17 protein-coding genes are annotated in these 23,336 nt (G+C 72.6%); 2 read left to right on the forward strand and 15 right to left on the reverse strand.

What is annotated here, in order from left to right; all coding sequences use genetic code 11:
- Positions 1–102: 102 nt before the first annotated feature.
- The 4 genes from EST54_RS07520 to proB all read right to left on the reverse strand — a co-directional run bounded on the left by EST54_RS07520 (position 103) and on the right by proB (position 4,001).
- The gene (locus EST54_RS07520) at positions 103–747 is read right to left on the reverse strand and encodes an SCO2584 family spore wall biosynthesis protein (protein ID WP_129246316.1); all 645 of its coding nucleotides are present in this window, start codon (positions 745–747) and stop codon (positions 103–105) included.
- 62 nt (positions 748–809) lie between these two features.
- Positions 810–2,078, reverse strand: a complete 1,269-nt coding sequence (locus EST54_RS07525; protein ID WP_129246318.1) for a glutamate-5-semialdehyde dehydrogenase — start codon at positions 2,076–2,078, stop codon at positions 810–812.
- A 72-nt stretch (positions 2,079–2,150) separates the two neighbouring features.
- Entirely contained in the window at positions 2,151–2,645 is a 495-nt protein-coding gene (locus EST54_RS07530; protein ID WP_006605653.1) for a hypothetical protein, read from the reverse strand.
- Positions 2,646–2,882: 237 nt separating this feature from the next.
- Complete coding sequence (gene proB / locus EST54_RS07535) at positions 2,883–4,001, reverse strand: glutamate 5-kinase (protein WP_129246320.1); 1,119 nt, start codon at positions 3,999–4,001, stop codon at positions 2,883–2,885.
- A 465-nt stretch (positions 4,002–4,466) separates the two neighbouring features.
- Between proB and EST54_RS07540 the strand changes: the two genes are divergently transcribed.
- Positions 4,467–6,554 (forward strand): hypothetical protein, encoded by a 2,088-nt coding sequence (locus EST54_RS07540; RefSeq protein WP_129246322.1) that lies wholly within the window; start codon positions 4,467–4,469, stop codon positions 6,552–6,554.
- Positions 6,555–6,672: 118 nt separating this feature from the next.
- On the opposite strand, the gene obgE is transcribed toward EST54_RS07540, so the two are convergent.
- From obgE to EST54_RS07585, 9 genes are all read right to left on the reverse strand, one after another.
- Positions 6,673–8,109, reverse strand: coding sequence for a GTPase ObgE (gene obgE, locus EST54_RS07545; RefSeq protein WP_129246324.1), 1,437 nt, complete (start codon positions 8,107–8,109; stop codon positions 6,673–6,675).
- 190 nt (positions 8,110–8,299) lie between these two features.
- On the reverse strand, positions 8,300–8,557 hold the full coding sequence (rpmA, locus tag EST54_RS07550; RefSeq protein ID WP_006605649.1) for a 50S ribosomal protein L27: 258 nt from the start codon (positions 8,555–8,557) through the stop codon (positions 8,300–8,302).
- Positions 8,558–8,571: 14 nt separating this feature from the next.
- Positions 8,572–8,892: a 50S ribosomal protein L21 gene (gene rplU, locus EST54_RS07555; protein WP_006605648.1), complete on the reverse strand. Its 321-nt coding sequence runs from the start codon at positions 8,890–8,892 to the stop codon at positions 8,572–8,574.
- A 223-nt stretch (positions 8,893–9,115) separates the two neighbouring features.
- Positions 9,116–12,853, reverse strand: a complete 3,738-nt coding sequence (locus tag EST54_RS07560) for an Rne/Rng family ribonuclease (protein ID WP_129246326.1) — start codon at positions 12,851–12,853, stop codon at positions 9,116–9,118.
- 220 nt (positions 12,854–13,073) lie between these two features.
- Entirely contained in the window at positions 13,074–13,874 is an 801-nt protein-coding gene (locus EST54_RS07565; protein ID WP_129246328.1) for a TIGR03936 family radical SAM-associated protein, read from the reverse strand.
- Positions 13,875–14,010: 136 nt separating this feature from the next.
- On the reverse strand, positions 14,011–14,961 hold the full coding sequence (locus EST54_RS07570; protein WP_129246330.1) for a hypothetical protein: 951 nt from the start codon (positions 14,959–14,961) through the stop codon (positions 14,011–14,013).
- Between the two features lie 29 nt (positions 14,962–14,990).
- Complete coding sequence (locus tag EST54_RS07575; protein WP_129246332.1) at positions 14,991–15,566, reverse strand: GNAT family N-acetyltransferase; 576 nt, start codon at positions 15,564–15,566, stop codon at positions 14,991–14,993.
- A gap of 78 nt (positions 15,567–15,644) precedes the next feature.
- On the reverse strand, positions 15,645–17,570 hold the full coding sequence (locus EST54_RS07580; RefSeq protein ID WP_129246334.1) for a TIGR03960 family B12-binding radical SAM protein: 1,926 nt from the start codon (positions 17,568–17,570) through the stop codon (positions 15,645–15,647).
- Between the two features lie 103 nt (positions 17,571–17,673).
- Positions 17,674–19,287 (reverse strand): CYTH and CHAD domain-containing protein, encoded by a 1,614-nt coding sequence (locus tag EST54_RS07585; RefSeq protein WP_129246336.1) that lies wholly within the window; start codon positions 19,285–19,287, stop codon positions 17,674–17,676.
- A 186-nt stretch (positions 19,288–19,473) separates the two neighbouring features.
- On the opposite strand from EST54_RS07585, the gene EST54_RS07590 reads away from it, so the two are divergent.
- Positions 19,474–19,917: an ATP-binding protein gene (locus EST54_RS07590; protein WP_129246337.1), complete on the forward strand. Its 444-nt coding sequence runs from the start codon at positions 19,474–19,476 to the stop codon at positions 19,915–19,917.
- A 6-nt stretch (positions 19,918–19,923) separates the two neighbouring features.
- Here the strand turns inward: EST54_RS07590 and rodA are convergent, their stop codons facing one another.
- Both rodA and mrdA read right to left on the reverse strand, forming a co-directional pair.
- Positions 19,924–21,138 carry a rod shape-determining protein RodA gene (gene rodA / locus EST54_RS07595; RefSeq protein WP_129246339.1) on the reverse strand — a complete coding sequence of 405 codons (1,215 nt, stop codon included), beginning with the start codon at positions 21,136–21,138 and terminating at the stop codon, positions 19,924–19,926.
- A complete protein-coding gene (gene mrdA / locus EST54_RS07600; protein ID WP_129246341.1) occupies positions 21,135–23,285 on the reverse strand; it encodes a penicillin-binding protein 2 in 2,151 nt (716 codons plus the stop codon). Before mrdA ends, rodA begins: the two co-directional genes overlap by 4 nt.
- Positions 23,286–23,336 lie beyond the last annotated feature (51 nt).

The following is a 23,336-nucleotide window of genomic DNA, read 5'->3' on the forward strand; positions in this document are numbered from 1 at the left end:
GAGTAGGTCTGCCGGGGCAAACGTAAACGCGGGGGAGCCGGGCAACTTCGCCGGCGGGTTCCCGTTTCAGGTGTCCGTTTTGCGGGCACCGCGGCGCGGCGTTCAGTGCGGCCTGGGCGCCGCTGAGAACGACGGATGCGGGGAATCGGCCGACGGCAGCGACGGCAGGCCCGGACGGGCCGTACGGACGCTGTCCGTGCCCGTGGCGGGGGCGTCCACCCCGCTGGAGGTCGGCGCCGGTGCCGGGCGCTGGGTCCGCCCGGAGGAGCCGCGGTAGACGGCGCTGAAGGCCAGCGCGACCAGCCCGATGCCCATCACCACGGCCAGCACCCAGGCGACCGGCCGGTGCCAGCGGGTACTGCGGTAGGGGCGCAGCGCACCGCCATAGGGGCCGTACGGCCCGTACGGCGCGTCATCGCCGTACTCACCGTCATCCTCGTACTCTCCGTAGTCGCCGAATCCCTCGTAGTCGTCGGCCCGGCGACTGCGGAAGGCGGGGTCGTCCGGGTCGTCGCCCTCGGGGCCGAAGCCGGGTCCGGAGCGGGCCGCCTCGGCCTCGGCGCGCGCCTCGGCGGCGGCCAGCATCCGCTCGACCGCCGAGGGCTCGTGAATCTGTGCGGACCGGACGAATTCCTCGTCGAAGACCACGGAGGCGAATTCTTCGTCCGCTTTTCCGTGGCTCCCGTGGTGGTGCTCGTCGGGCTCTTCACCGTCCGGGAACGGCTTGCCCCCCACGTCGTCCGGCACCCGTCCAGGTTAGCCCCGGCGGCTCCTTTTGGGCAGAGAGAACGGGGAATCCGGGGGACCCGTCAGCGGGTGTGGCCGTCGCCCGTGACGATGTACTTCGTCGAGGTCAGTTCCGGCAGCCCCATGGGCCCGCGGGCATGCAGCTTCTGGGTGGAAATGCCGATCTCCGCGCCGAAGCCGAATTGGCCGCCGTCGGTGAAACGGGTCGAGGCATTGACCGCGACGGTGGTGGAATCCACCAACTGGGTGAACCGGCGGGCGGCCGCCTGCGAGGTGGTGACGATGGCCTCGGTGTGGCCGGAGGTCCACTTCCGGATGTGCGCCACCGCCGCGTCCAGGTCGGGCACCACGGCGGCCGCGATGTCGTACGAGAGGTACTCCGTCGCCCAGTCCTCGTCGGTGGCGGGGGCGACCAGCCCGGGGCCCGCCTGCTGCCAGGCCGCGTCGCCGTGCACGATCACCCCGGCCTGGGTCAGCGCCTCCAGGGCCCGCGGCAGGAACTTCTCGGCGATCCCGGCATGCACCAGCACCGTCTCGGCGGCGTTGCAGACGCTGGGGCGCTGGGCCTTGGAGTTGACGAGGATGTCGACGGCCATGTCGAGGTCGGCGGCCTCGTCGACGTAGACGTGGCAGTTGCCGGTGCCGGTCTCGATCACCGGCACGGTGGACTCCTCGACGACCGTCCGGATCAGGGACGCGCCGCCGCGCGGGATCAGCACGTCCACCAGGCCGCGGGCGCGCATCAGCTCGCGGACCGACTCGCGGGTCTGGCCGGGCACCAGCTGCACCGCGTCGGCGGGCAGCCCGGCGCGCTGGACGGCGTCCCGCAGCACGTCCACCAGGGCGCTGTTGGAGGCGTACGCCGAGGACGAGCCGCGCAGCAGCACGGCGTTGCCGGACTTCAGGCACAGGGCCGCGGCGTCCACCGTCACGTTGGGCCGGGCCTCGTAGATGATCCCGATCACTCCGAGCGGGACCCGGACCTGCCGCAGGTCGAGGCCGTTGGGCAGGGTCGAGCCGCGCACGACCTCGCCGACCGGGTCGGGCAGCGCCACGACCTGGCGGACGTCCGCGGCGATGGCCGCGATCCGCTCGGGGGTGAGGGTGAGCCGGTCGACGATCGACTCGGCGGTGCCGGCCTCCCGCGCCGTGGCGATGTCCTGGGCGTTGGCGGCGACGATCGTGTCGGTCCGCTCCACCAGGGCGTCGGCGATGGCGAGCAGCGCGGCGTCCCGGGCCGTCCGCGGCAGCGGCGCCAGGACGGCGGCCGCCTCCCTCGCCCGGCGGGCGGTGTCGAGGACGGCTGAGGACTGCGATGCGCTGCTGGTCATGGCCGCAGCCTATCGGGCGGGCACGCTGCGGCCAGCGGGTATCTCACAGCGCGGGACGCACTCGCCCGCCAGTCAGAAGGGGTGGACGCCCACCGGTGCGGCCGGTGGCGGTCCGTAGCCCTCGGCGAGGCGCTGGTGGTAGGTCTCGCGGTCGATGACTTCCAGCCCGACGATCTCCCACGGCGGCAGCTTGGCCGTGGCGCGGTGCTCGCCCCACAGCCGCAGCGCGACCGCCGCGGCATCGTGCAGGTCGCGCGCCTCCTCCCAGTAGCGGATCTCGGCGTGGTCGTTGGCGTAGCGGCTGGTCAGCAGGAAGGGGTGGTCGTGGGCGAGCTGTTCCAGCGCCCGCCGGACCTCCTTCAGCGGGGACTCGGCACCCGAGACGCTGAGGGTGATGTGCCACAGCCGGGACGCCTCGCGGCGCTCGCCCCCGGCCGGGTACGGCGCCGGCCCGCCGCGCTCGGCGTACCGGTCGTCCGGCCGGCCGGCGTCCTCGCCGGTGCCGACGCTGGTCAGTGTGCGCTCCGCCGTTCCTCGGGGCAGCGCCCCTGGGCGCCCTCGTCTCACCGGCGGCCTCCTGTGATGCGAATCGCTCCGCCCTCGGGGGTACGGAACCGTCGTACGTCGGCGTGTGCTCGTGTGCGCTGCGGGCGCCGTTCCCCAAGGCGCCCGTGCAACAAAGTTGACCAGCCCGCGGCCCGTCGCGGGGGCATTTTTGCGAAGGTCTCGGTGGAAAGGCTGGTCTGCGCCCCGCACCGGTGACCGTGTTCGAGGGCCGCGGCGGCCGTCGGCCGACGGGCCGCGTCAGTGGTGCATCAGCACCAGATCGTCGCGGTGCACGACCTCCCGCTCGTAGGCCGGGCCCAGCTCGCGGGCCAGATCGCGGGTCGAACGCCCCATCAATCGGGGGATTTCCCGGGCATCGAAATTGACGACGCCGCGGGCGACCGCGCGGCCGTCGCCGTCCCGCAGCTCGACCGGGTCCCCGGCCGTGAACTCGCCCTCCACGGAGGCGATTCCGGCCGGGAGCAGCGAGGAGCCCCGTTCGACGACGGCCCGTACGGCCCCGTCGTCCAGCACCAGGGCGCCGCGCGGCGTGGAGGCGTGCGCCAGCCACAGCAGCCGGTCGGCGGAGCGGCGGCCGGTGCGCAGGAAGTGCGTGCCGGTCAGCCCGCCGGCCAGCGCGTCCGCGGCGTGCACGGCGGAGGTCAGCACGACCGGGATGCCGGCCGCGGCCGCGATCCGGGCCGCCTCGACCTTGGTGACCATGCCGCCGGTGCCGACGCCGGCCCGGCCCGCGCTGCCGATGGAGACCCCCTCCAGGTCCCGGGGCCCGCGCACCACGCCTATCCGGGAGGTGCCGGGGGTGGCCGGATCGCCGTCGTAGAGGCCGTCGACGTCGGAGAGCAGGATCAGCAGGTCGGCGCGGACGAGATGGGCGACCAGGGCCGCCAGCCGGTCGTTGTCGCCGAACCGGATCTCGTCGGTGGCGACGGTGTCGTTCTCGTTCACGATCGGTACGGCACCCATGGCCAGCAGCTGGTCGAGGGTCCGGTAGGCGTTGCGGTAGTGCGCCCGGCGGCTGGTGTCGTCGGAGGTCAGCAGGACCTGGCCGACCCGGCGGCCGTAGCGGGCGAAGGAGGCGGTGTAGCGGGCGACCAGCAGGCCCTGGCCGACGCTGGCGGCGGCCTGCTGCCGGGCCAGGTCGCGGGGCCGCCTGGCGAGCCCCAGCGGCGCCAGACCGGCCGCGATGGCACCGGAGGAGACCAGCACGATCTCCTTGTCCTGGTGCTTGGCCAGCACATCGACCAGCGCGTCCACACGATCGGCGTCCAGCCCGCCGGCTGCCGTCGTCAGCGAGGAGGAGCCGACTTTCACCACGATCCGGCGGGCGTCCTTCACGTCCTGCCTTGCGCCTGCCACCTGCATACCCCTGTGCTCGCTGTTCCCGCCGCCGTACGGAGAATTCTGTCCGATCCGCACCACGGCCCTACGGGCGCAATCTACGGCAGTGCGGCCCGCGCGTGCTGCGCGATATCCCCTGGCGGACGGCGCGCGGAAGGGGAACGGGCCGGACCGGCGAGCGGCACGGCGCGGCCGAGCGGGCAGAATGGGGGCCGGACATCCGGCCCGCGCCCCCGGGCCGGGGTGCCCCTCCCTGTGGCCCATGCGGTTATCCATAGACGGAAGCCGAGGCCACGGGGTTGCGTTCGATTGGTCCGTTTTCGCGGTGATCAGAGCCACAGCAGATTGTCACCAGGGCCAACGAGGTCATACGGTCGGGTGTCCATCGGTCCCGTTTCGCCGCTCCGGCGGTGTCGCAGCGCGGGACCCGGCCGCCCCGCTCGGCCTCCCCCCTGACCTTCGTGCTGCCAGGAGCCCTCCCCCGTGCCTTCCGCCGGAATCGTCCCCCGCCGAGCCGTCCAGCTCGCGGCACTCTTCGCGATGATGGTCGCGTTCACCGCACAGCTCGTCGGTGCGCTGTTGCCCGTCATCCCGCTGTTCATCGCCGCATCCGTGGTCAACCTGGGACTCGACCTGGTCCTCCAGCACAAGCAGCCCGGCCTGCTCGCGGTGCTCGGCCGGATCCGGTTCGACGTCACCGTGCGCCAGCTGCTGCGCGACATGCTGATACTGGTCGGCCTGCTGCACATCGACGGCATCAACCCGCTGGAGGAGCAGGCGCCGCTCACCATCACGCTGCTCCTCTTCTACGGCACCCACTTCGTGTGCCAGGCGGTGGCGGTGCTGGTCCGCCGGACCCGCAGCATGCCGTTCGTGACCCGCAACATCGACGCGAGCGCGCTGCGGCTCTGCGACGCCCCGCCGCGCATCCTCTCCCGCCAGACGGGCCGGCGGCTGCTGCGCTTCTCCGTGCCCACCACGGCCGGCATGATGCTCACCTCGATCACCACCGACGCGTACTGGGGCGGCATCGGCCTCTCCGTCTCCCTGGCGCTGTCCGCCGGCGGCACGCTCTACCTGGGCACCTGGCTGCTGCCCAAGAAGCGGGTGGCGAACGAGAAGCAGGCCCTGGAGTGGCTGGACAACTGGCTGGCGGAGTACCAGCCGACGGTCGGCATGTACTTCTCCGGCGGCGCCTCCTCCGCCTACCAGGCCAACATGTGGCTGAGCACCCTGGCCGCCCTGGACGGCAACCCGATCATCGTGCTCCGCGAGCGCTTCATGGTGCAGAAGATCGAGGCCACGGACGTGCCGATCGTCTGCATCCCCAAGGTCGCCAACCTGATGCGGCTGGAGCACTCCACGCTCAAGGTGCTGCTGCACCCGGCGAACTCCGGCAAGACCTCGCAGATCCTGCGCATCCCGTCCATCAAGCACGCCTTCACCAACCACGGCGAGAGCGACAAGCTGTCCTCCTGCAACCCGTACGCGAAGGCGTACGACGAGGTGTGGGTCGCGGGCCCGGCGGCCCGTGACCGCTACCAGCTCGCCGACATCGGCGTCGAGGACAAGGACGTCATCGAGGTCGGCCGCCCCCAGCTGGCCCCGATCCGGCCGTACGCGGGCGCCCCGGCGGGCCGCCCGGCCACCGTCCTGTACGCGCCGACCTGGGAGGGCTGGGACGGCAACCCGGGCAACACCTCGGTGATTCTGGCCGGCGAGAACATCGTCCGCGAGCTGCTCGCCGACGAGAACGTCCGGCTGCTGTACAAGCCGCACCCGATGACCGGTTCCGTGGACCCGCGCGCGGGCGCCGCCAACTCCCGTATCCAGGCGATGATCGCGGAGGCCAACGCCGGCCGCGGCGGGGCGCGGCCCGGCCCGGAGGCCGCCGCCGAACTGGCCCGCCGCGCCGAGGAACTGGACGCGCTGACCACCTCCGCGTTCCGCAAGAGCGCGGACGAGCTGGAGCGGATGCGGCTGCAGGGCACCCCGCAGGAGGGCCGGGCCGCCGCCGTGGACGCGGCCGTCACCGCCTGGGAGGCGGCGTACTGGAACTCCTTCCCCGAGTGGGAGCACCGCATCATCACCACCGCCCGCCCCGGCATCTTCAGCTGCTTCAACGAGGCGGACGTGCTGATCAGCGATGTCTCCAGCGTGGTGTCCGACTACCTGACGAGCGAGAAGCCGTACGCCGTCGCCAACACCTCGGGGATGAGCGAGGACGACTTCCGGGCGAACTTCCCGACCGTACGGGCGGCGACCATCCTCACGCCCGACGCGAGCGGCGTGGCCGGTCTGCTCGACGCGGTGCGCAACCCGGAGAAGGACACCCTGGCCGCGGAGCGGGCCGAGCTCAAGGAGCACCTGCTGGGCCCGTCGGACCCGCCCTCGTCGGTCCGCTTCAACCAGGCCGCGCTGGCCCTGGGCGCCAAGGCCGACGAGCGGCGCGTCCGGATGGAGAGCCGGCTGTCCGGTATCCCCGGCCAGCGCTCCCAGGACGACGTGAGCGACGCCGGGACGGCCGGGCACGAGACCAGCGGCGCCTCGGACACCACGGCCGCCGTCTGAGCCCACAGCGGCCGCCGACGCTGCGTCGGCGGACCCGAGCACGGGGAAGGCCCCGGGAGGAGATCCTCCCGGGGCCTTCCCCGTTCCTGCCTGCCGCGAGTGGCCGTTCCCGCGCCCGTCAGAAGGGCCGGAAGCGCTCGTACTCCTCGGAGGCCTCGTCCCGCTCCGCGTCGCGGTCCCGGCGGCGCTGCGCGGCCGGCCGGGGCGCCTCCAGGCGGTGGTCCTCGCCACGCCGGCCCAGCATCTCCGCGCCGGCCGCCATGGTCGGCTCCCAGTCGAAGACGACGGCGTTGTCCTCGGGGCCGATCGCGACCCCGTCCATGGCGCGCGCACCGGCCTTGAGCAGGGCGTCCTCGACGCCGAGCCGGCTGAGCCGGTCGGCGAGGTAGCCGACGGCCTCGTCGTTGTTGAAGTCGGTCTGGCGCACCCAGCGTTCGGGCTTCTCGCCGCGGACGCGGTAGAAGTGCTCGCCCTCCTCCGTGACCGTGAAGCCCGCGTCGTCCACGGCCTGGGGGCGGATCACGATCCGGGTGGCTTCCTGGACGGGCTTGGCGGCACGGGCCGTCGCCACGATGTCGGCGAGGGCGTAGGACAGCTCCTTGAGACCCAGGTGGGCGACGGCCGAGACCTCGAAGACGCGGTAGCCGCGCTCCTCCAGATCGGGGCGGATCATGTCGGCGAGGTCCTTGCCGTCGGGGATGTCGACCTTGTTCAGGACGACCACCCGGGGCCGGTTCTCCAGACCGCCGTACTGGGCCAACTCCTCCTCGATGAGGTCGAGGTCGGAGACCGGGTCACGGTCCGACTCCAGGGCCGCGGTGTCCAGGATGTGCACCAGCACCTCGCAGCGCTCGACATGGCGCAGGAATTCCAGGCCCAGGCCCTTGCCCTGGCTGGCGCCGGGGATCAGGCCCGGGACGTCCGCGATGGTGTAGACCGTCGAACCGGCCGTCACCACGCCGAGGTTGGGCACCAGCGTCGTGAACGGGTAGTCCGCGATCTTCGGCTTGGCCGCCGAGAGCACCGAGATCAGCGACGACTTGCCGGCGCTGGGGTAGCCGACCAGCGCCACGTCCGCGACGGTCTTCAGCTCCAGCACGATGTCGCGGGCCTCGCCGGGCTCGCCGAGCAGCGCGAAACCGGGGGCCTTGCGGCGGGCGGAGGCCAGCGCGGCGTTGCCGAGGCCGCCGCGGCCGCCCTGGCCGGCGACGAAGGTGGTGCCCTGGCCGATGAGATCGGCCAGGACCTCGCCGTTGCCGTCGAGCACGACCGTGCCGTCGGGCACCGGCAGGACCAGGTCCTTGCCGTTCTTGCCCTCGCGGTTGTCACCGGCGCCGGGCTGGCCGTTGGTGGCCTTGCGGTGGGGGTGGTGGTGGTAGTCGAGGAGGGTGGTGACGTCCTGGTCGACGACCAGGATCACATCGCCGCCACGGCCGCCGTTGCCGCCGTCCGGTCCGCCGAGCGGCTTGAACTTCTCACGGTGAACGGAGGCACAGCCGTGGCCTCCGTTACCCGCGGCGACGTGCAGCTCGACGCGGTCCACGAAGGTGGTCATGGTGGGGGTGCCTCCAGAAAACGACGGGTGCGCGGATGCCGCGCCAAGAACTCTGTACTGCGGGGTGTGGCGGTGCTGCGGGGGGTATCCGCATCAACGCGCCAAGGGCGGACCGGCCTTCCCGCTCTCGCGGGAAAAGGCGGTCCGCCCTCGGAGTGCTGCTGTGGCGTGGAACGCGTCCGGGCCGGAATTACTCGGCGACCGGGACGATGTTCACGACCTTGCGGCCACGGTGGGTGCCGAACTGCACCGCGCCGTCCGCAAGGGCGAACAGGGTGTCGTCGCCGCCGCGGCCGACGCCCGTGCCCGGGTGGAAGTGGGTGCCACGCTGGCGGACCAGGATCTCACCGGCGAGGACGGCCTGACCGCCGAAGCGCTTCACGCCGAGCCGCTGAGCATTGGAATCGCGACCGTTCCGAGTGGACGATGCGCCCTTCTTGTGTGCCATGTCTCCTCAGTCCCTTACTTCGCCGGAGCGTCGATGCCGGTGATCTTCAGCGCCGTGTGGAGCTGGCGGTGGCCGATCCGCTTCTTGTAACCGGTCTTGTTCTTGTACTTCTGGATCCGGATCTTGTCGCCCTTGTGGTGGTCGACGACCTCGCCCTGGACCTTCACGCCGGCCAGGACCCACGGGTCGCTGGTGACCGAGTCGCCGTCGACGACCAGCAGCGTGGAGAGCTCGACGGTGTCGCCGACCTTGCTGGTGGAAATGCGGTCAACCTCGATGACGTCGCCAACAGCAACCTTCTGCTGGCGTCCGCCGGTGCGCACGATCGCGTACACGCGGAACTCTCTCTCGCTAGGAATCGGATCCTCTGATGCCAGCCGCTCACACGGGCTCGGGATAGGGCCCGTGAAATCCGAGTGGACGAGCGGCCTCCCTCGGCGGACCGAGAGGTGTGTGCTCAGGGGTTTGGTGTCACAGACACCGACGGTCAAGGTTACGGGGCCTTGACCAGGGGGTCAAACCGGCCCCGGACCGCGGACGGTCCGGGGCACGGCCCGCTCAGTCCTCCGCGGAAGCCGACACCGAGGCCACCGGGGCCTGCTCGGCGGCCGCGGTCTTCTTGGCCGCCGCCTTCTTGGTCGTCGTCTTCTTCGTGGTGGTCTTCTTCGCCGCGGCCTTCTTGGCGGTGGTGGTGGTCTTCTTCGCCGCCGCCTTCTTGGCCGTCGTCTTCTTCGCCGCGGTCTTCTTGGCGGTGGTCTTCTTCGCCGCCGCCTTCTTCGCGGTCTTCTTGGCGGCGGGCGCCGCCTCCGCCTCGGCGGGGACTTCGGCCGAAGCCGGTTCCGCCGCGGGTGCGGTGATGACCACGGTCGCCGCGGAGTCGTCGGAGACCTCCGGCGAACCCGCCGGAGCGGTCGCCTTACGGGTCGCCCGACGGCGCGGACGGGCCGGCGCGGGCTCCGCGGCCGGCGCCTCGGCGACCGGCTCCGGGACCTGCTCCGGCTCGGGCACGGCCACCGGCTCGGCCGGCAGCACGATCTCGGCGGTCTCCTCGGCGGCCTTGGGGGCGCCCGCCGGAGCGGACACCTTCCGGCTCACCCGGCGACGGCCACGGCCGCGCCCGGCGGCCGCCTCGGCCTCCGCGGGGCTGCTGAACCACTCGTCCGCCTCGGCCACCGCGGGCTGCAGCTCGGCCTCCGTCACGGCGACCGGCTCCAGCTCCGGCTCGCCGCCGTCCGGGGTCGGCTCGACCGTCTCGACCTCGTGGACATGCGGCTCGGGCTGGGCGCCCTTGCCCTTCTTCTTGCGCTTGCCACCGCCGCCGGCCACCGTCGGCTGGTCCATGTGGACGATGACGCCGCGGCCGTTGCAGTGCACACACGACTCGGAGAAGGACTCCAGCAGGCCCTGGCCGACCCGCTTGCGGGTCATCTGGACCAGGCCGAGCGAGGTGACCTCGGCGACCTGGTGCTTGGTGCGGTCCCGGCCGAGGCACTCCAGCAGGCGCCGCAGCACCAGGTCCCGGTTGGACTCCAGCACCATGTCGATGAAGTCGATCACGATGATGCCGCCGAGGTCGCGCAGCCGCAGCTGACGCACGATCTCCTCGGCCGCCTCCAGGTTGTTCCGGGTGACCGTCTCTTCCAGGTTGCCGCCCTGGCCGGTGAACTTGCCGGTGTTGACGTCGACCACGACCATCGCCTCGGTCCGGTCGATCACCAGCGAACCACCGCTGGGCAGCCAGACCTTGCGGTCCAGCGCCTTCATCAGCTGCTCGTCGATGCGGTACGTCGCGAACACATCGACGTCCGACGTCCACTTCTGCAGCCGGTCGGTGAGGTCCGGGGCGACGTGCGCGACGTAGCCGTGGATGGTGCCCCAGGCCTCGTCACCGCTGACGATGACCTTGGAGAAGTCCTCGTTGAAGATGTCGCGGACGACCCGGACGGTCATGTCCGGCTCGCCGTAGAGCAGCGTCGGCGCGTTGGAGCTGCTGCTCTTGGCCTTCTTCTGGATCTCTTCCCACTGCGCCTGCAGCCGCTGGACGTCGCGCGCCAGCTCCTCCTCGCTCGCGCCCTCCGCGGCGGTGCGGACGATGACGCCCGCGTCCTCGGGGACGATCTTCTTGAGGATCTGCTTCAGCCGCGACCGCTCGGTGTCCGGGAGCTTGCGGCTGATACCGGTCATCGAGCCCTCGGGCACGTAGACCAGGTAGCGGCCGGGCAGCGAGACCTGGCTGGTGAGCCGGGCGCCCTTGTGACCGATCGGGTCCTTGGTGACCTGCACCAGCACCGACTGGCCGGACTTCAGCGCGGACTCGATACGGCGCGGGCCGTTGGCCATGCCCAGCGCCTCGAAGTTGACCTCACCGGCGTACAGCACCGCGTTGCGGCCCTTGCCGATGTCGACGAAGGCGGCCTCCATCGACGGCAGGACGTTCTGCACCTTGCCGAGGTAGACGTTGCCGACGTACGAGGTCGCCTGCTCCTTGTTGACGAAGTGCTCCACGAGCACGTTGTCCTCAAGGACGCCGATCTGGGTGCGCTCGCCGCTCTGGCGGACGACCATCACCCGCTCGACGGCCTCGCGGCGGGCGAGGAACTCCGCCTCGGTGATGATCGGCACCCGGCGGCGGCCCTGCTCACGACCCTCACGGCGGCGCTGCTTCTTGGCCTCCAGACGCGTCGACCCCTTGATCGACTGCACCTCGTCGGCGCTGGTGCCCTCGTCCTTCTTGCGGGGCTCGCGGACCTTGACGACCGTGCGCTCCGGATCGTCGGCGCTGCCGGCCTCGGGCTCGGCGGCGTCACCGGTGCGCCGGCGACGGCGACGGCGACGACGGCTGTTGCTGGAGCCGCCGCCCTGCTCCTCGTCCTCCTGCTGCGCCTCAGGCTGCTCGGCGGCCCGCTCCTCGTCCTCCTCGGACTCCGCCTCCGCGGTCTCGCGCTCCTCGGCGGACTGCTCCTCGGCGCCCTCGGCGGCCTCCCCGCGACGGCGGCGACGGCCACCACGGCGGCGACGGCGCGAGGGGCGGTCCGCGGACTCCTCCTCGCCGTGACCGGCCTCGGCCTGCTCGGCCTCCGGCTCGGCCGCTGCTTCCGTCTTGGGCTGCGGCTCCTCGGCCGGGGCGGCGGCCACCTGCTCGGGCTGCTCGGCCTCGGCCTGGGCACCCCGGCGGCGACGGCGGCGCGGCCCGGCGGGCTGCTCCTCGACGGCCTGCCCGGCGGCGGCCTCCTCCTGACGGGCCGCGGCATGGGCGGCGGCCGCGCTCTCCGGCGTCTGGAACATCGGCTCGGTGAAGACCGGCGCCTGGAAGACGGCGGTCGGCGGGCGCTGGGCCCGGCGGCGGCCGCGCGCGGGCGCCTCCGCCGCGGGCTCCGCGGCCTCCTCGGCGGGCTGCGGGGCGGCGGCCGGCTCCGCGGCGCGCTCGCCACGGCGGCGGGCCCGGCGGCGGGGGGTCTCGGCGGGCTCGGCCGCGGCGGCCGGGGCCTCCTCGGCCGCCGGCTCCGGGGCCTCCTCGGCCGGCTGCGGGGCGCCCGCGGCGGCGGTGGCCTTACGGGTCGCCCGGCGGCGGGTACGGGCCGGCGCGGCCTCCTCGGCGGGCGCGGGGGCCGCTTCCTCGGCGGCGGGGGCGGTGCTCTTGGCCGTTGCCGCGGTCTCGTCGGCGGCCTCGGTCTGCGGGGTGCCGGCGGGGGCGGTGACCTTACGGGTCGCCCGGCGGCGGGTACGGCGCGGTGCCGCGTCCTCGGCCTCCTGGGCGGCGGCCGGGGCGGCCTCCGCGGCGGCTTCGGCGGGCGCGGGCGCCTCGGCGGCCACCGGCTCCGCGGCGGCCTCGGCCTGCGGGGTGCCGGCGGGGGCGGTGACCTTGCGGGTCGCCCGGCGGCGGCCGCGGCGCGGCGCCTCCTCGGCCTGCGGCGCCTCGGCGGGCGCCTCGGCGGCGGGGGTTTCGGCGGCGGCCGGCTCGGCCGGAGCCGTGGCGGGCTCGCCGGACACCGGCTGCGGGGTCCCGGCCGGGGAGGTGACCTTACGGGTCGCCCGGCGGCGGGTACGGGCGGGCTTGGCCTCGTCGCCGCTGGTGACCGCGGAAGCCGTGGTCTCCTCGGCGAGGGCCGCGCCGGGCCCGGCGGAGGCGGTGGTGCTCACCACCGCGGCCTCGGCGGCGCCGGCGCCCGTGGGCGGACCGGCCGGCCGGGAGGCGGCACGGCGCCGGGGCGGCAGGGTGTCGCTGGGTGAATGGTTGTCGTCGGCGCCACCGTTCCGGGAATTCGTGGAACGGGTGGGCTCAATGGGCTCGAGCATGCGGGCGGTTCTCCCGTCACGCTCCCGGGCGCCGCGCCTGATTCCGGTCGCGGTCCGCGTGATGAGCGCGGTCCCGCTGTCCGGGGCGTGGGCGCCGCACGGGAGCTGTCGTCTCGCTCGCCGGCTCCCTTTGGGCGGGGACCGGCGAAAGTCTCCTGGTCAGTGCGTCTGCCGGACCGGGGTGGCTCCCTGGCTGATCGGCGACGCAACGACGGCGGTCCTACGCAGTACCTTCCCCGGCTGCCGGGGAGACCCCACTCGTCGCCTTCGCGGCACTCAGCCCGGCGGCCGTGGATGGGGCGGCCGTGGCAGCGTCGCGGTCGGGCGCTAGCGGGTCAGTCACCGCGCCGGTCTCCTCATCGAGCAGCCCCTGCGCCAGCCTGGTCACCGCAGCGGGGACCGGCGGCGCCAGGTCGGCCGTAGCTCGGAGGCCGGACAGGACGTCGTCGGGTCGCACGGCAGGTGTCAGATGCCGAACAACCAGCCGCAGTATCGCACAGGCTTTGCCGTCGGGCCTATCGTCCACAGAACCGGCGGCCTCCAGCCGCGTCACCGCGGCCCGTGCGTCGAAGGTCCGCATGCCGTTCTTGGTACGGCGCTCGACCTGCACCTCTTCGGCGGCGAGGAACGCCTCGACGGCGCGCCCGGCCTCCTCGGCGGCGACCCCGTCGAGCCGGATCTCCCACACCGAGGCCTCCAGCCGGTCGGCCAGGCCGGAGGTGTGCGCCTCGACGGCGTCGATCACATCGAGCCCGTCCGGAAGCGAGGTGTCGAGCAGCTCGCGAAGCGTGTCCGGATCGCGGCGCTCGGCGAGCTGGATCTCCAGGTACTCGGCCTCACTGCCCGTGCCGGTCGGGGCGGCGTTGGCGTACGACACCTTGGGGTGCGGGGTGAAGCCCGCCGAATAGGCCATGGGGACCTCGGCGCGGCGCAGCGCCCGCTCGAAAGCGCGCTGGAAGTCGCGGTGGCTGGTGAACCGGAGGCGGCCGCGCTTGGTGTAGCGCAGTCGGATGCGCTGCACCGCCGGTGCGGGCGGCGGGCCTTCGGGCTGTCGCTTGCCCAGTGTTACTTCTCCTTGTGTGAGGGCGCTGCTGGACGCCACCCCCGTCTGTACGGGGACGGCCCGGAGGACGCCGTCCAGCGTCGCCCGGCCCGGATCACCCCCGCGCGGGGGTGGACACGTCGCGCCCGGACGTCTCACCTAGAGTACGTGCCCCGGAACCCCCTGGTTCCCGCCGGGGCACCACGGCCCTCGCCGGCCGCGGCTCCCGGGGCGCCCCGAACAGGGCCCGCCGGATCTCCCGGCGGGTCTGCCGCACGGTCTCGCGCGCGGCCCGCAGCGCCTGCCGCACCGGCCGCCACAGGCCGTCCCGGATCACCTGCCCGACCGGCGTGAGCACCGTGCGGTACACCCAGCGGACCGGTTCGACGAGGGTCCACCGCAGCACCGCGGCCAGGAACCGGCCGAGGGCCCGGGACACGATCCCGGCGGCCCGCCAGCAGTGCCTCAGCGCCGCCCCGATTTCCCGGGCGAGCACCGTCACCACGGCGGCCAGCGCCCGCCCGGCCGGTCCCAGCACATACCGCCACAGGGCGGCCGCCGGCACGACCACGCTCCACCGGACGAGCGCGCCGAGCACCGCGCCGAGGCTCCGCGCCAGCCAGGCGAGACCGCGCCCGAGCGGCGCCAGCACGTAGGTGCCGAGCCACCGGGCGGGCACCACGACCAGATACCGCACCAGCCACCCCACGACCGCGCCGATCCCCCGGCCGGCCGGCGCCAGCACCCACCGCCACAGCCAGGCCGCCGGCGCGACGACGAGGGTGTGCCAGAGCCACCGGAGCGGGGCGACGACGAGGGTGTGCCAGACCCAGGCCAGCGGACGCACGACCAGGGTGTGCCAGAGCCGGGCCAGGCCGCGGCCGAGCGGACACAGCGCGGACCGGTGGACGGCCCTGGCCGCTGCGGTCAGCACGTCCCACACCAGCCGCACCGGCACCACGAGCACCAGCACCACGATCCGCACCGGCACCCGGACCACCGTGGTCACACAGCCTTCGCCCGGCTCGTACCGGGCCGGCCCCCGTTCGCTGCCGGTGGGCTCCATCCGCCTCTCCCCCTTGTGCTTCGGCGCGTTCAGCCGCGCCGGTGCGACTCCTGCCCGGCGGCGGTGGCGGCCGCGTGGATCCAGTAGCGCAGCTTCTCCGCCCGCTGGTCCTCGAAGACCCCGCCGCAGGCCTCGATGACCTTACGTGAGCCGATGTTGGTGTCGTCGCAGGTGACCAGCACCGGGTCGATGCCCAGTTCGTGATGGGCGACCGGCAGCGCGGCGCGCAGCATCGCGGTGGCATGACCGCGGCGACGGGCACCGGGACGTACGGCGTAGCCGATGTGGCCGCCGTAATCGAGGAGCGAGGGGGTGAGGCCGTGCCGGAAGGTGACCCGGCCGAGGTAGCTGCCGTCCGCCACCCACCACCGGGTGGACTTCGCGACCACGCCGTCCTCGCGCTCGTCCCTCGCGACCCCGCCGGTCAGCTCCACGTACGCGGCGAACCCCTCGGCACTGCGCCAGCGGGCGGCCCAAGTCCGCAGCTCACCGGCCAGGTTGGAGTGCGGTACGGCCTCCGCGCCATCGGCGCGGAATTCCTCCATCGCGGCGAGGAAGGAGGCGTGGACATCGACGGTGGGGGCGATGAGCTGCGGTTCTGCCATCGGCTCATGGTGCCCGAGCACGCGACGGCCCGGCCACGCGGGGTGCGCGGGCCGGGCCGAAGAGGCGTACGGCAGGGGCTACTTGACGACGGTCAGCGGCAGCAGCTTCTTGCCGGTGGGGCCGATCTGGATGTCGAGGTCCAGCTGCGGGCACACGCCGCAGTCGAAGCACGGGGTCCAGCGGCAGTCCTCGACCTCGGTCTCGTCGAGGGCGTCCTGCCAGTCCTCCCAGAGCCAGTCCTTGTCGAGACCGGAGTCCAGGTGGTCCCAGGGCAGGACCTCCTCGTACTCGCGCTCGCGGGTGGTGTACCAGGCGACGTCCACGCCGAACGCGGGCAGCGTCTCCTCCGCGGCCTTCATCCAGCGGTCGTAGGAGAAGTGCTCGCGCCAGCCGTCGAAGCGGCCGCCGCCCTCGTAGACGGCGCGGATGACCGAGCCGACGCGGCGGTCGCCGCGCGAGAGCAGGCCCTCGACGATGCCGGGCTTGCCGTCGTGGTAGCGGAAGCCGATGGAGCGGCCGTACTTCTTGTCACCGCGGATCTTGTCGCGGAGCTTTTCGAGACGGGCGTCGGTCTCCTCCGCCGACAGCTGCGGCGCCCACTGGAACGGGGTGTGCGGCTTGGGGACGAAGCCGCCGATGGAGACCGTGCAGCGGATGTCGTTCTGCCCGGAGACCTTGCGGCCCTCGGCGATGACGTTGACCGCCATGTCGCCGATCTGCAGGACGTCCTCGTCGGTCTCGGTCGGCAGACCGCACATGAAGTACAGCTTCACCTGCCGCCAGCCGTTGCCGTAGGCGGTGGAGACGGTCCGGATCAGGTCCTCTTCGGAGACCATCTTGTTGATGACCTTGCGCATCCGCTCCGAGCCGCCCTCGGGCGCGAAGGTCAGGCCCGAGCGACGGCCGTTGCGCGTCAGCTCGTTGGCAAGATCGACGTTGAAGGCGTCGACCCGGGTCGACGGCAGCGACAGGCCGATCTTGTCTTCCTCGTACCGGTCGGCGAGGCCCTTCGCGATGTCGCCGATCTCGGTGTGGTCCGCGGAGGACAGCGACAACAGGCCGACCTCCTCGAATCCCGTGGCCTTCAGGCCCTTGTCCACCATCTCGCCGATGCCGGTGATGCTTCGCTCCCGTACGGGGCGCGTGATCATGCCGGCCTGGCAGAAACGGCAGCCGCGGGTGCAGCCACGGAAGATCTCGACCGACATCCGCTCATGAACGGTCTCGGCCAGGGGGACGAGCGGCTGCTTGGGGTAGGGCCACTCGTCCAGGTCCATGACGGTGTGCTTGGACACCCGCCACGGCACGCCGGAGCGGTTCGGCACGACGCGGGAGATCCGCCCGTCGGCCAGGTACTCGACGTCGTAGAACTTGGGGACGTAGACGCTGCCGGTCTTGGCGAGGCGGAGCAGCAGCTCGTCGCGCCCGCCGGGGCGGTCCTCCTGCTTCCAGGCGCGGATGATCTCGGTGATCTCCAGCACCGCCTGCTCGCCGTCGCCCACGACCGCGCAGTCCAGGAAGTCCGCGATCGGTTCCGGGTTGAAGGCCGCGTGGCCGCCGGCGAGGACGATCGGGTGGTCCTCCGTGCGGTCCTTGGCCTCCATCGGGATGCCCGCCAGGTCCAGCGCCGTGAGGAGGTTGGTGTAACCCAGCTCGGTCGAGAAGGAGACACCCAGGACGTCGAAGGCGCCGACGGGGCGGTGCGCGTCGACCGTGAACTGCGGGACGTGGTGCTCACGCATCAGCGCTTCGAGGTCCGGCCACACGCTGTAGGTGCGCTCGGCCAGCACGCCCTCGCGCTCGTTGAGGACCTCGTAGAGGATCATGACGCCCTGGTTGGGCAGACCGACCTCGTACGCGTCCGGGTACATGAGCGACCAGCGGACGTCGCAGGAGTCCCAGTCCTTGACGGTGGAGTTCAGCTCACCGCCGACATACTGAATGGGCTTCTGCACATGCGGGAGCAGGGCCTCTAGCTGTGGGAAGACCGACTCGGCAGACATCTGGAACCTTCGTGAGCTGGCAGGGGCGACTCTCAAGCGTAACCGCTCGGAGCCACCCCCCAGCACGGCGACCGGACACCCCCGCGGTGGCGGGGAGCACAGGTCACGGCCGGAGCGCGGCCCGGTGCTTACGGCGCGAGGCCTTCCGCCACACGTCCGGCAGCGCCCGTTCCCGGTCCGCCGCCAGGGCCTCCTCGCGCCCGTGGAGCAGGCCGAAGGTGAAGCCGCCCTCGCCGGCCTGCTGAGCCTGGGTCGCCAGCTCGCGCAGTGCGGCGCGGGCCACGACGCTGTCCTGGTGGTCGCCGAGCAGCTGCTGCACCCGCTTGACGCGCCGGGCGAACTTCTTCGCCGGGCGGCCGAGCGCGGGGCGGGCCGCCTCGGCCGCGTACCGGGCCCGCTTGGCCGCCTTGCGGGCGCCGTGCAGCGCCTCGTCCCGCTCCTGTCCGGCCGGGGCGGCCAGCGCGGCCTCCATGCGGCCGGCCAGCCGCCGGTAGTCCTTCAGCACGGCCTGGGCGACCACGGCGGGCGCCGGGCGGGCGGCGGCCGGGCGCAGCGGCGGTGCCTCCAGGAACGCGTGCAGCGTCTTCAGCAGGGAGAGGTAGCGGGGCCCGTCCAATACGGCCAGCAGGTGTCCGCGCGCGCCGGCCCGGCGCCGCTCGGACCAGATGCGCAGCCGGGCGTCCACGGGGCCGAGCCGCAGCTCCCGGGGCACCCCGGCGAGCCCGGCCCGCAGCCGCTCGGTGAGTACCTCCCGGTCGCGCTCCACGCCCAACTCCGCCGCCAGCCACTTGAGTTCGATGCCGATGGGCAGGGTGACGCCGCGGTCGAGCACCTTGGTGTACGAGCGGAAGGCGCTGCGCAGCCGGCGGGTGGCGACCCTCATCTGGTGGACCGAGTCGGGCAGATCGCGGCGTACCGCCGGGTCCAGCTCGATGATCGTCCGGACCTGCTCGCGGGCATAGCGCAGGACGACGTCGCCGGCGGTGTCGCCGCGCTTCCCGGAGCCCTTACGGGATCCCTTGCCGGAGCCGTTGGTGGTGCCCTCGGCGGGGCGTCCGTCCGGCCCGTGACCGTGCCCTGCCGGCGCCTCGCGCCGCAGGCCCGTCTCGGCCAGCGCCCGCGCCAGCTTCGAGGCGGCCGAGGCGGGGCGCACCCCCGCCGCGGTCAGCTTCCGGCCGACCGCGTCCAGCAGCCCGGGGGCGCCGTCACCGGCGAGCTCGACCTCGATCTCGTGCCACCGGGCCTTGGCCGGCGCCGATTTCGCCTTCCGGGGCCCCGCCGCGGCCCGCCGCGCGCGCACCGCGTCCACCGCGATCTCGGCGAGCGGCGCGCCCTGGGCGTCCCGCAGCACCTGGACGGTGCGGTGGGTGCGCAGCCGTACGACGGGGACCAGCTCGCGGTCCAGCAGCCGGGAGCGCAGGAGCGCGGTGAGTTCCGGGGGCGGGGTGTCGGACAGCGGGGCTCGCACTTCGTCCCGCACGCCGGGCGCGACCGGCAGCTTCAGATGCCACCCCGCGTCCCTGCCGCCGGTGCGCCTGCGCAGGGTGATGCCCTCCGCGGCCAGGCACAGGCCGGCGGTGTCGTAGTAGACGGCGTCCAGGTCCTCGGTGCCCGCCTCCGCCACGGTGACAATTGCGTCGACCCCGGCCAGGTCGGGCAGCCGCGTGGACTGGTCGGCCTCGTACTTCCGCTCGATCTCCCGCACGGTGTCCGCCATGCCTCGAATGTAGTCATCCCGCCCCGCCCGGGACCACCCATCGGAGCGCCGAAGCCGCCGCCCGGTGGCCGGTATCCGCTCGGGCGGGTAGCACGCACCGCGGACGGTGACTTACGGTGTGTGACGAATCGGCCACGCAGAGTGGCACCGGCCGCGCACTCGACCCCTTCGGGGAGGGAGACACCCGTGCACCCCCAAGCCGCCCCCGTCACCCGGGCACCCCTCCACGTCTCGGCGGGCGCCCGCCCGTATCTCCTGACCACACCGAGCGAACCGACCGCCCCGAAGACCGCCCGCGACTTCGTCCGCGCGGTGCTGCGCCCCACCCGCCTCGGCCCGCTCCTCGACACCGCGGTGCTGCTCACCTCGGAGGCGGTGACCCGCTGCCATCTGCACACGCCGCGGTCCGCGGACATCCTGCTGCGGATCCTGACCGCCGGGCACGGCCTGCGGATCAGCGTCCATGACACGGCGCCGGTGCGCATTCCGCGGCCGGCCCCGCCGGAGGGTGAGCAGGGAGCCGATCACGGGCTGCTGCTGGCCGGCCACCTCGCCGACGCCTGGGGGACGACGCCGTGCGAGGGGCCGCGGGCCACCGCGCTGTGGTTCGAGCTGTATCTCGGGCCGTGACGGCGCTCAGCGGGAGGCCGACAGCGGCCGCTGGACGCGGATCGACTGCAACAGCCCTATCGCGATCCAGACCGCGAACATGGAGGTGCCGCCGTAGGAGACGAACGGCAGCGGGAGGCCGGTGACGGGCATGATGCCGAGCGTCATGCCGATGTTCTCGAAGGACTGGAAGGCGAACCACGCGATGATGCCGGCGGCGGCGATGGTGCCGTAGAGCTCGGTGGACTCGCGGGCGATCCGGCAGGCGCGCCACAGCACGATGCCGAGCAGGACGATGATCAGGCCCGCGCCCAGGAAGCCGAGTTCCTCACCGGCGACGGTGAAGATGAAGTCCGTCTGCTGCTCGGGGACGAACTGGCCGGTGGTCTGGCTGCCGTGGAACAGGCCGGAGCCGGTCAGCCCGCCGCCGCCGATCGCGATCCGGGCCTGGTTGGTGTTGTAGCCGACACCGGCCGGGTCGAGGCTCGGGTTGGCGAACGCGGCGAAGCGGGCGATCTGGTAGTCGTCGAGCAGACCGAGCTGCCAGATGGCCACGCAGCCGACCACGCCCGTGCCGACCAGCCCCAGGATCCAGCGGTTGGAAGCGCCCGAGGCGAGCAGGACGCCGAGGATGACGGCGCCGAGCACCATGACCGAACCGAGGTCGGGCATCAGCAGGATGACGGCGACCGGCACGGCGGCCAGGCCGAGGGCCTGGACGACGGTGCGGTGGTCGGGGTGCGGGCGGTCGCCCGCGTCGACCCGGGAGGCCAGGATCATCGCCATGCCGAGGGTGATGGTGATCTTCGCGAACTCGGCGGGCTGGAGCGAGAATCCGCCGGGGATCGCCAGCCAGGAGCGCGAGCCGTTGATGGTCGCGCCCAGCGGGGTCAGCACCAGCAGCGCCAGCACGACCGACAGGGCGTACAGGATCGGGATCGCGCCGCGCAGGGTGCGGTGGCCGAGCCAGATCGTGCCGGCGGCCAGCGCCAGGCCGATGCCGGTGTTGAGGAGATGGTGCAGGAAGAAGAAGTACTCGTCGTCGTGGTTGAGCGCGGTGCGGTTGCGGGTGGCGGAGAAGACCAGCACCGAGCCCATGAGCGACAGCGCCAGACAGGACAGCAGCAGCATCCAGTCCAGCTTGCGCACCACCGAGTCACGCGCCGTCAGCTTGCCCCAGGTGCCGAGCTCGGGGGTGTAGCGCCGGATCGAGAACGCCCGGGAGGTGTGGCTGGTCGTCATCGTGGGCTCTCCGATGCGGACGGCGACGGCGACGGCGGGGCGTACGGCTTGATGGGCTGGGCCTCGATGGAGCCATCACCCTCGATCTTGGGCAGCCTGGCCTCCGGCCTCGGGAGCAGGGCGGCCTTCGGGTCGATCCCGCCCTTCTCGTCGACCCCGTAGAGCGCGTTGTAGATGTTGCGCACGGCGGGGCCGGAGGCGCCGGAACCCGTACCACCCTGGGAGATGGTCATGACGATCGTGTAGTCCTTGGTGTACGTCGCGAACCACGAGGTGGTCTGCTTGCCGTAGACCTCGGCCGTACCGGTCTTGGCGTGCATCGGGATCTTGTCCTGCGGCCAGCCGCCGAACCGCCAGGCGGCGGTACCCCGGGTGGCGACGCCGGCGAGGGCGCCGTCCATCTGCCCGAGGGTCTTCTTCGACACCGGCAGCTTGCCGTGCGCGTGCGGCTGGATCCGCTGGATGTGCTTGCCGTCGGGGCTGACGATGGCCTTGCCGACGGTCGGGTCGTAGAGCGTGCCGCCGTTGGCGATCGCGCCGTAGATGGTCGCCATCTGGATCGGGGTGACGAGGGTGTCGCCCTGGCCGATGGCGTAGTTGATCGAGTCGTAGGCGTGCAGCTTCATGCCCTCCAGGCAGCCCTCACGGGCGAGCTTGGTGCCGAAGTCCTTCTTCTTCGGCCAGGCCTTGGCCTGCTCGCACCAGCCGGCCTTGTTGGCCCGCCAGAACGCGTTCTTCCACTTGCGGTCCGGGACCCGGCCCCTGACCTCGTTGGGGAGGTCGATCCCGGTCTCCTTGCCGAGGCCGAACTGGTGGGCGGTCTTGTAGAACCAGTCGTTGGGGTCCTTCTTGGGCTTGTCGCCGCCGTCCTTCTTCCACTCCTCGTGCGAGAGCCGGTAGAAGACGGTGTCGCAGGAGACCTCCAGCGCCCGGCCCAGGCTGATGTCGCCGTGGCCCTCGCCCTCGAAGTTCTTGAAGACCTGGCCGCCGATGCTGTACGAGCTGGTGCAGGGGTAGTGGCCGTTGAAGTCGTAGCCCGCGTTGACCGCGGCCGAGGTCGAGATGACCTTGAAGATCGAGCCGGGGGCGGCCTGTCCCTGGATCGCGCGGTTCAGCAGCGGGTAGTTGGAGTCCTTGCCGGTGAGGTGGGCGTAGTCCTTGCCGGAGATCCCGCCGACCCAGGCGTTGGGGTCATAGCTGGGGTTGGAGGCCATCGCCACCACCCGGCCGGTCTTCGCCTCCATGACGACCACGGCACCCGAGTCGGCCTTGTAGTTGGTGCCGGTGTTCTTGTCGAAGTTCTTGCGGGCGTCCTTCATGGCCTGGTCCAGCTGCTTTTCCGCTATGGCCTGCACACGGGCGTCGACGCTGGTGACGACGCTGGCCCCGGCCCGGCCCTTCTCGCTGTTGGCCTGGCCGATGACCCGGCCGAGGTTGTCGACCTCGTAGCGGGTGACGGCGGCCTTGCCGCGCAGCGCGCTGTCGTACGTGCGCTCCAGACCGGACCGGCCGATCTGGTCGGAGCGCAGCAGCGGCGAGCGGGTGTCCTTGGCCTTGTTGATCTCGGCGTCGGTGACCGGCGAGAGATAGCCCAGCACCTGCGCGGTGTTGGCGTTGCCGGGGGCGGCGTAGCGGCGGACGGCGGTGGGCTCGGCGCTGATGCCGGGGAAGTCCTCGGAGCGCTCCCGGATCTGGAGCGCCTGCTGGGTGGTGGCCTCGTCGGTGATCGGGATCGGCTGGTAGGGCGAGCCGTTCCAGCAGGGCTGCGGCGTCTTGGAGTCGCAGAGCCGGACCTTGTTGCGGATCTCCTTCTCGGACATCCCGAGCACCCTGGCGAGCCGGCCGAGCACAGCCTTCCCGTCGTCCTTCATCTTCAGCAGGTCGGTGCGGCTCGCGGAGACCACCAGACGGGTCTGGTTGTCGGCCAGCGGCACGCCGCGGGCGTCGAGGATGGAGCCGCGGGTGGCGGGCTCGACGACCTGCTGGACGTGGTTGCTCTTGGCCTCGTCGGCGTACTCCTGGCCATTGCGGATCTGCAGATACCAGAGCCGGCCGCCGAGGGTGACCAGCAGGGAGAAGACCAGGATCTGGATCGCGATGAGCCGGACGGTGACCCGGGAGGTCCGGGTTTCCGGGAGATTACTCATGGCGCGCGGCGCCTCCATGAGAGGTGGTGGTCGGAAGGAGACGGGAGGGCG

This window comes from Streptomyces sioyaensis (assembly GCF_004122735.1).
GTDB lineage: Bacteria > Actinomycetota > Actinomycetes > Streptomycetales > Streptomycetaceae > Streptomyces > Streptomyces sioyaensis.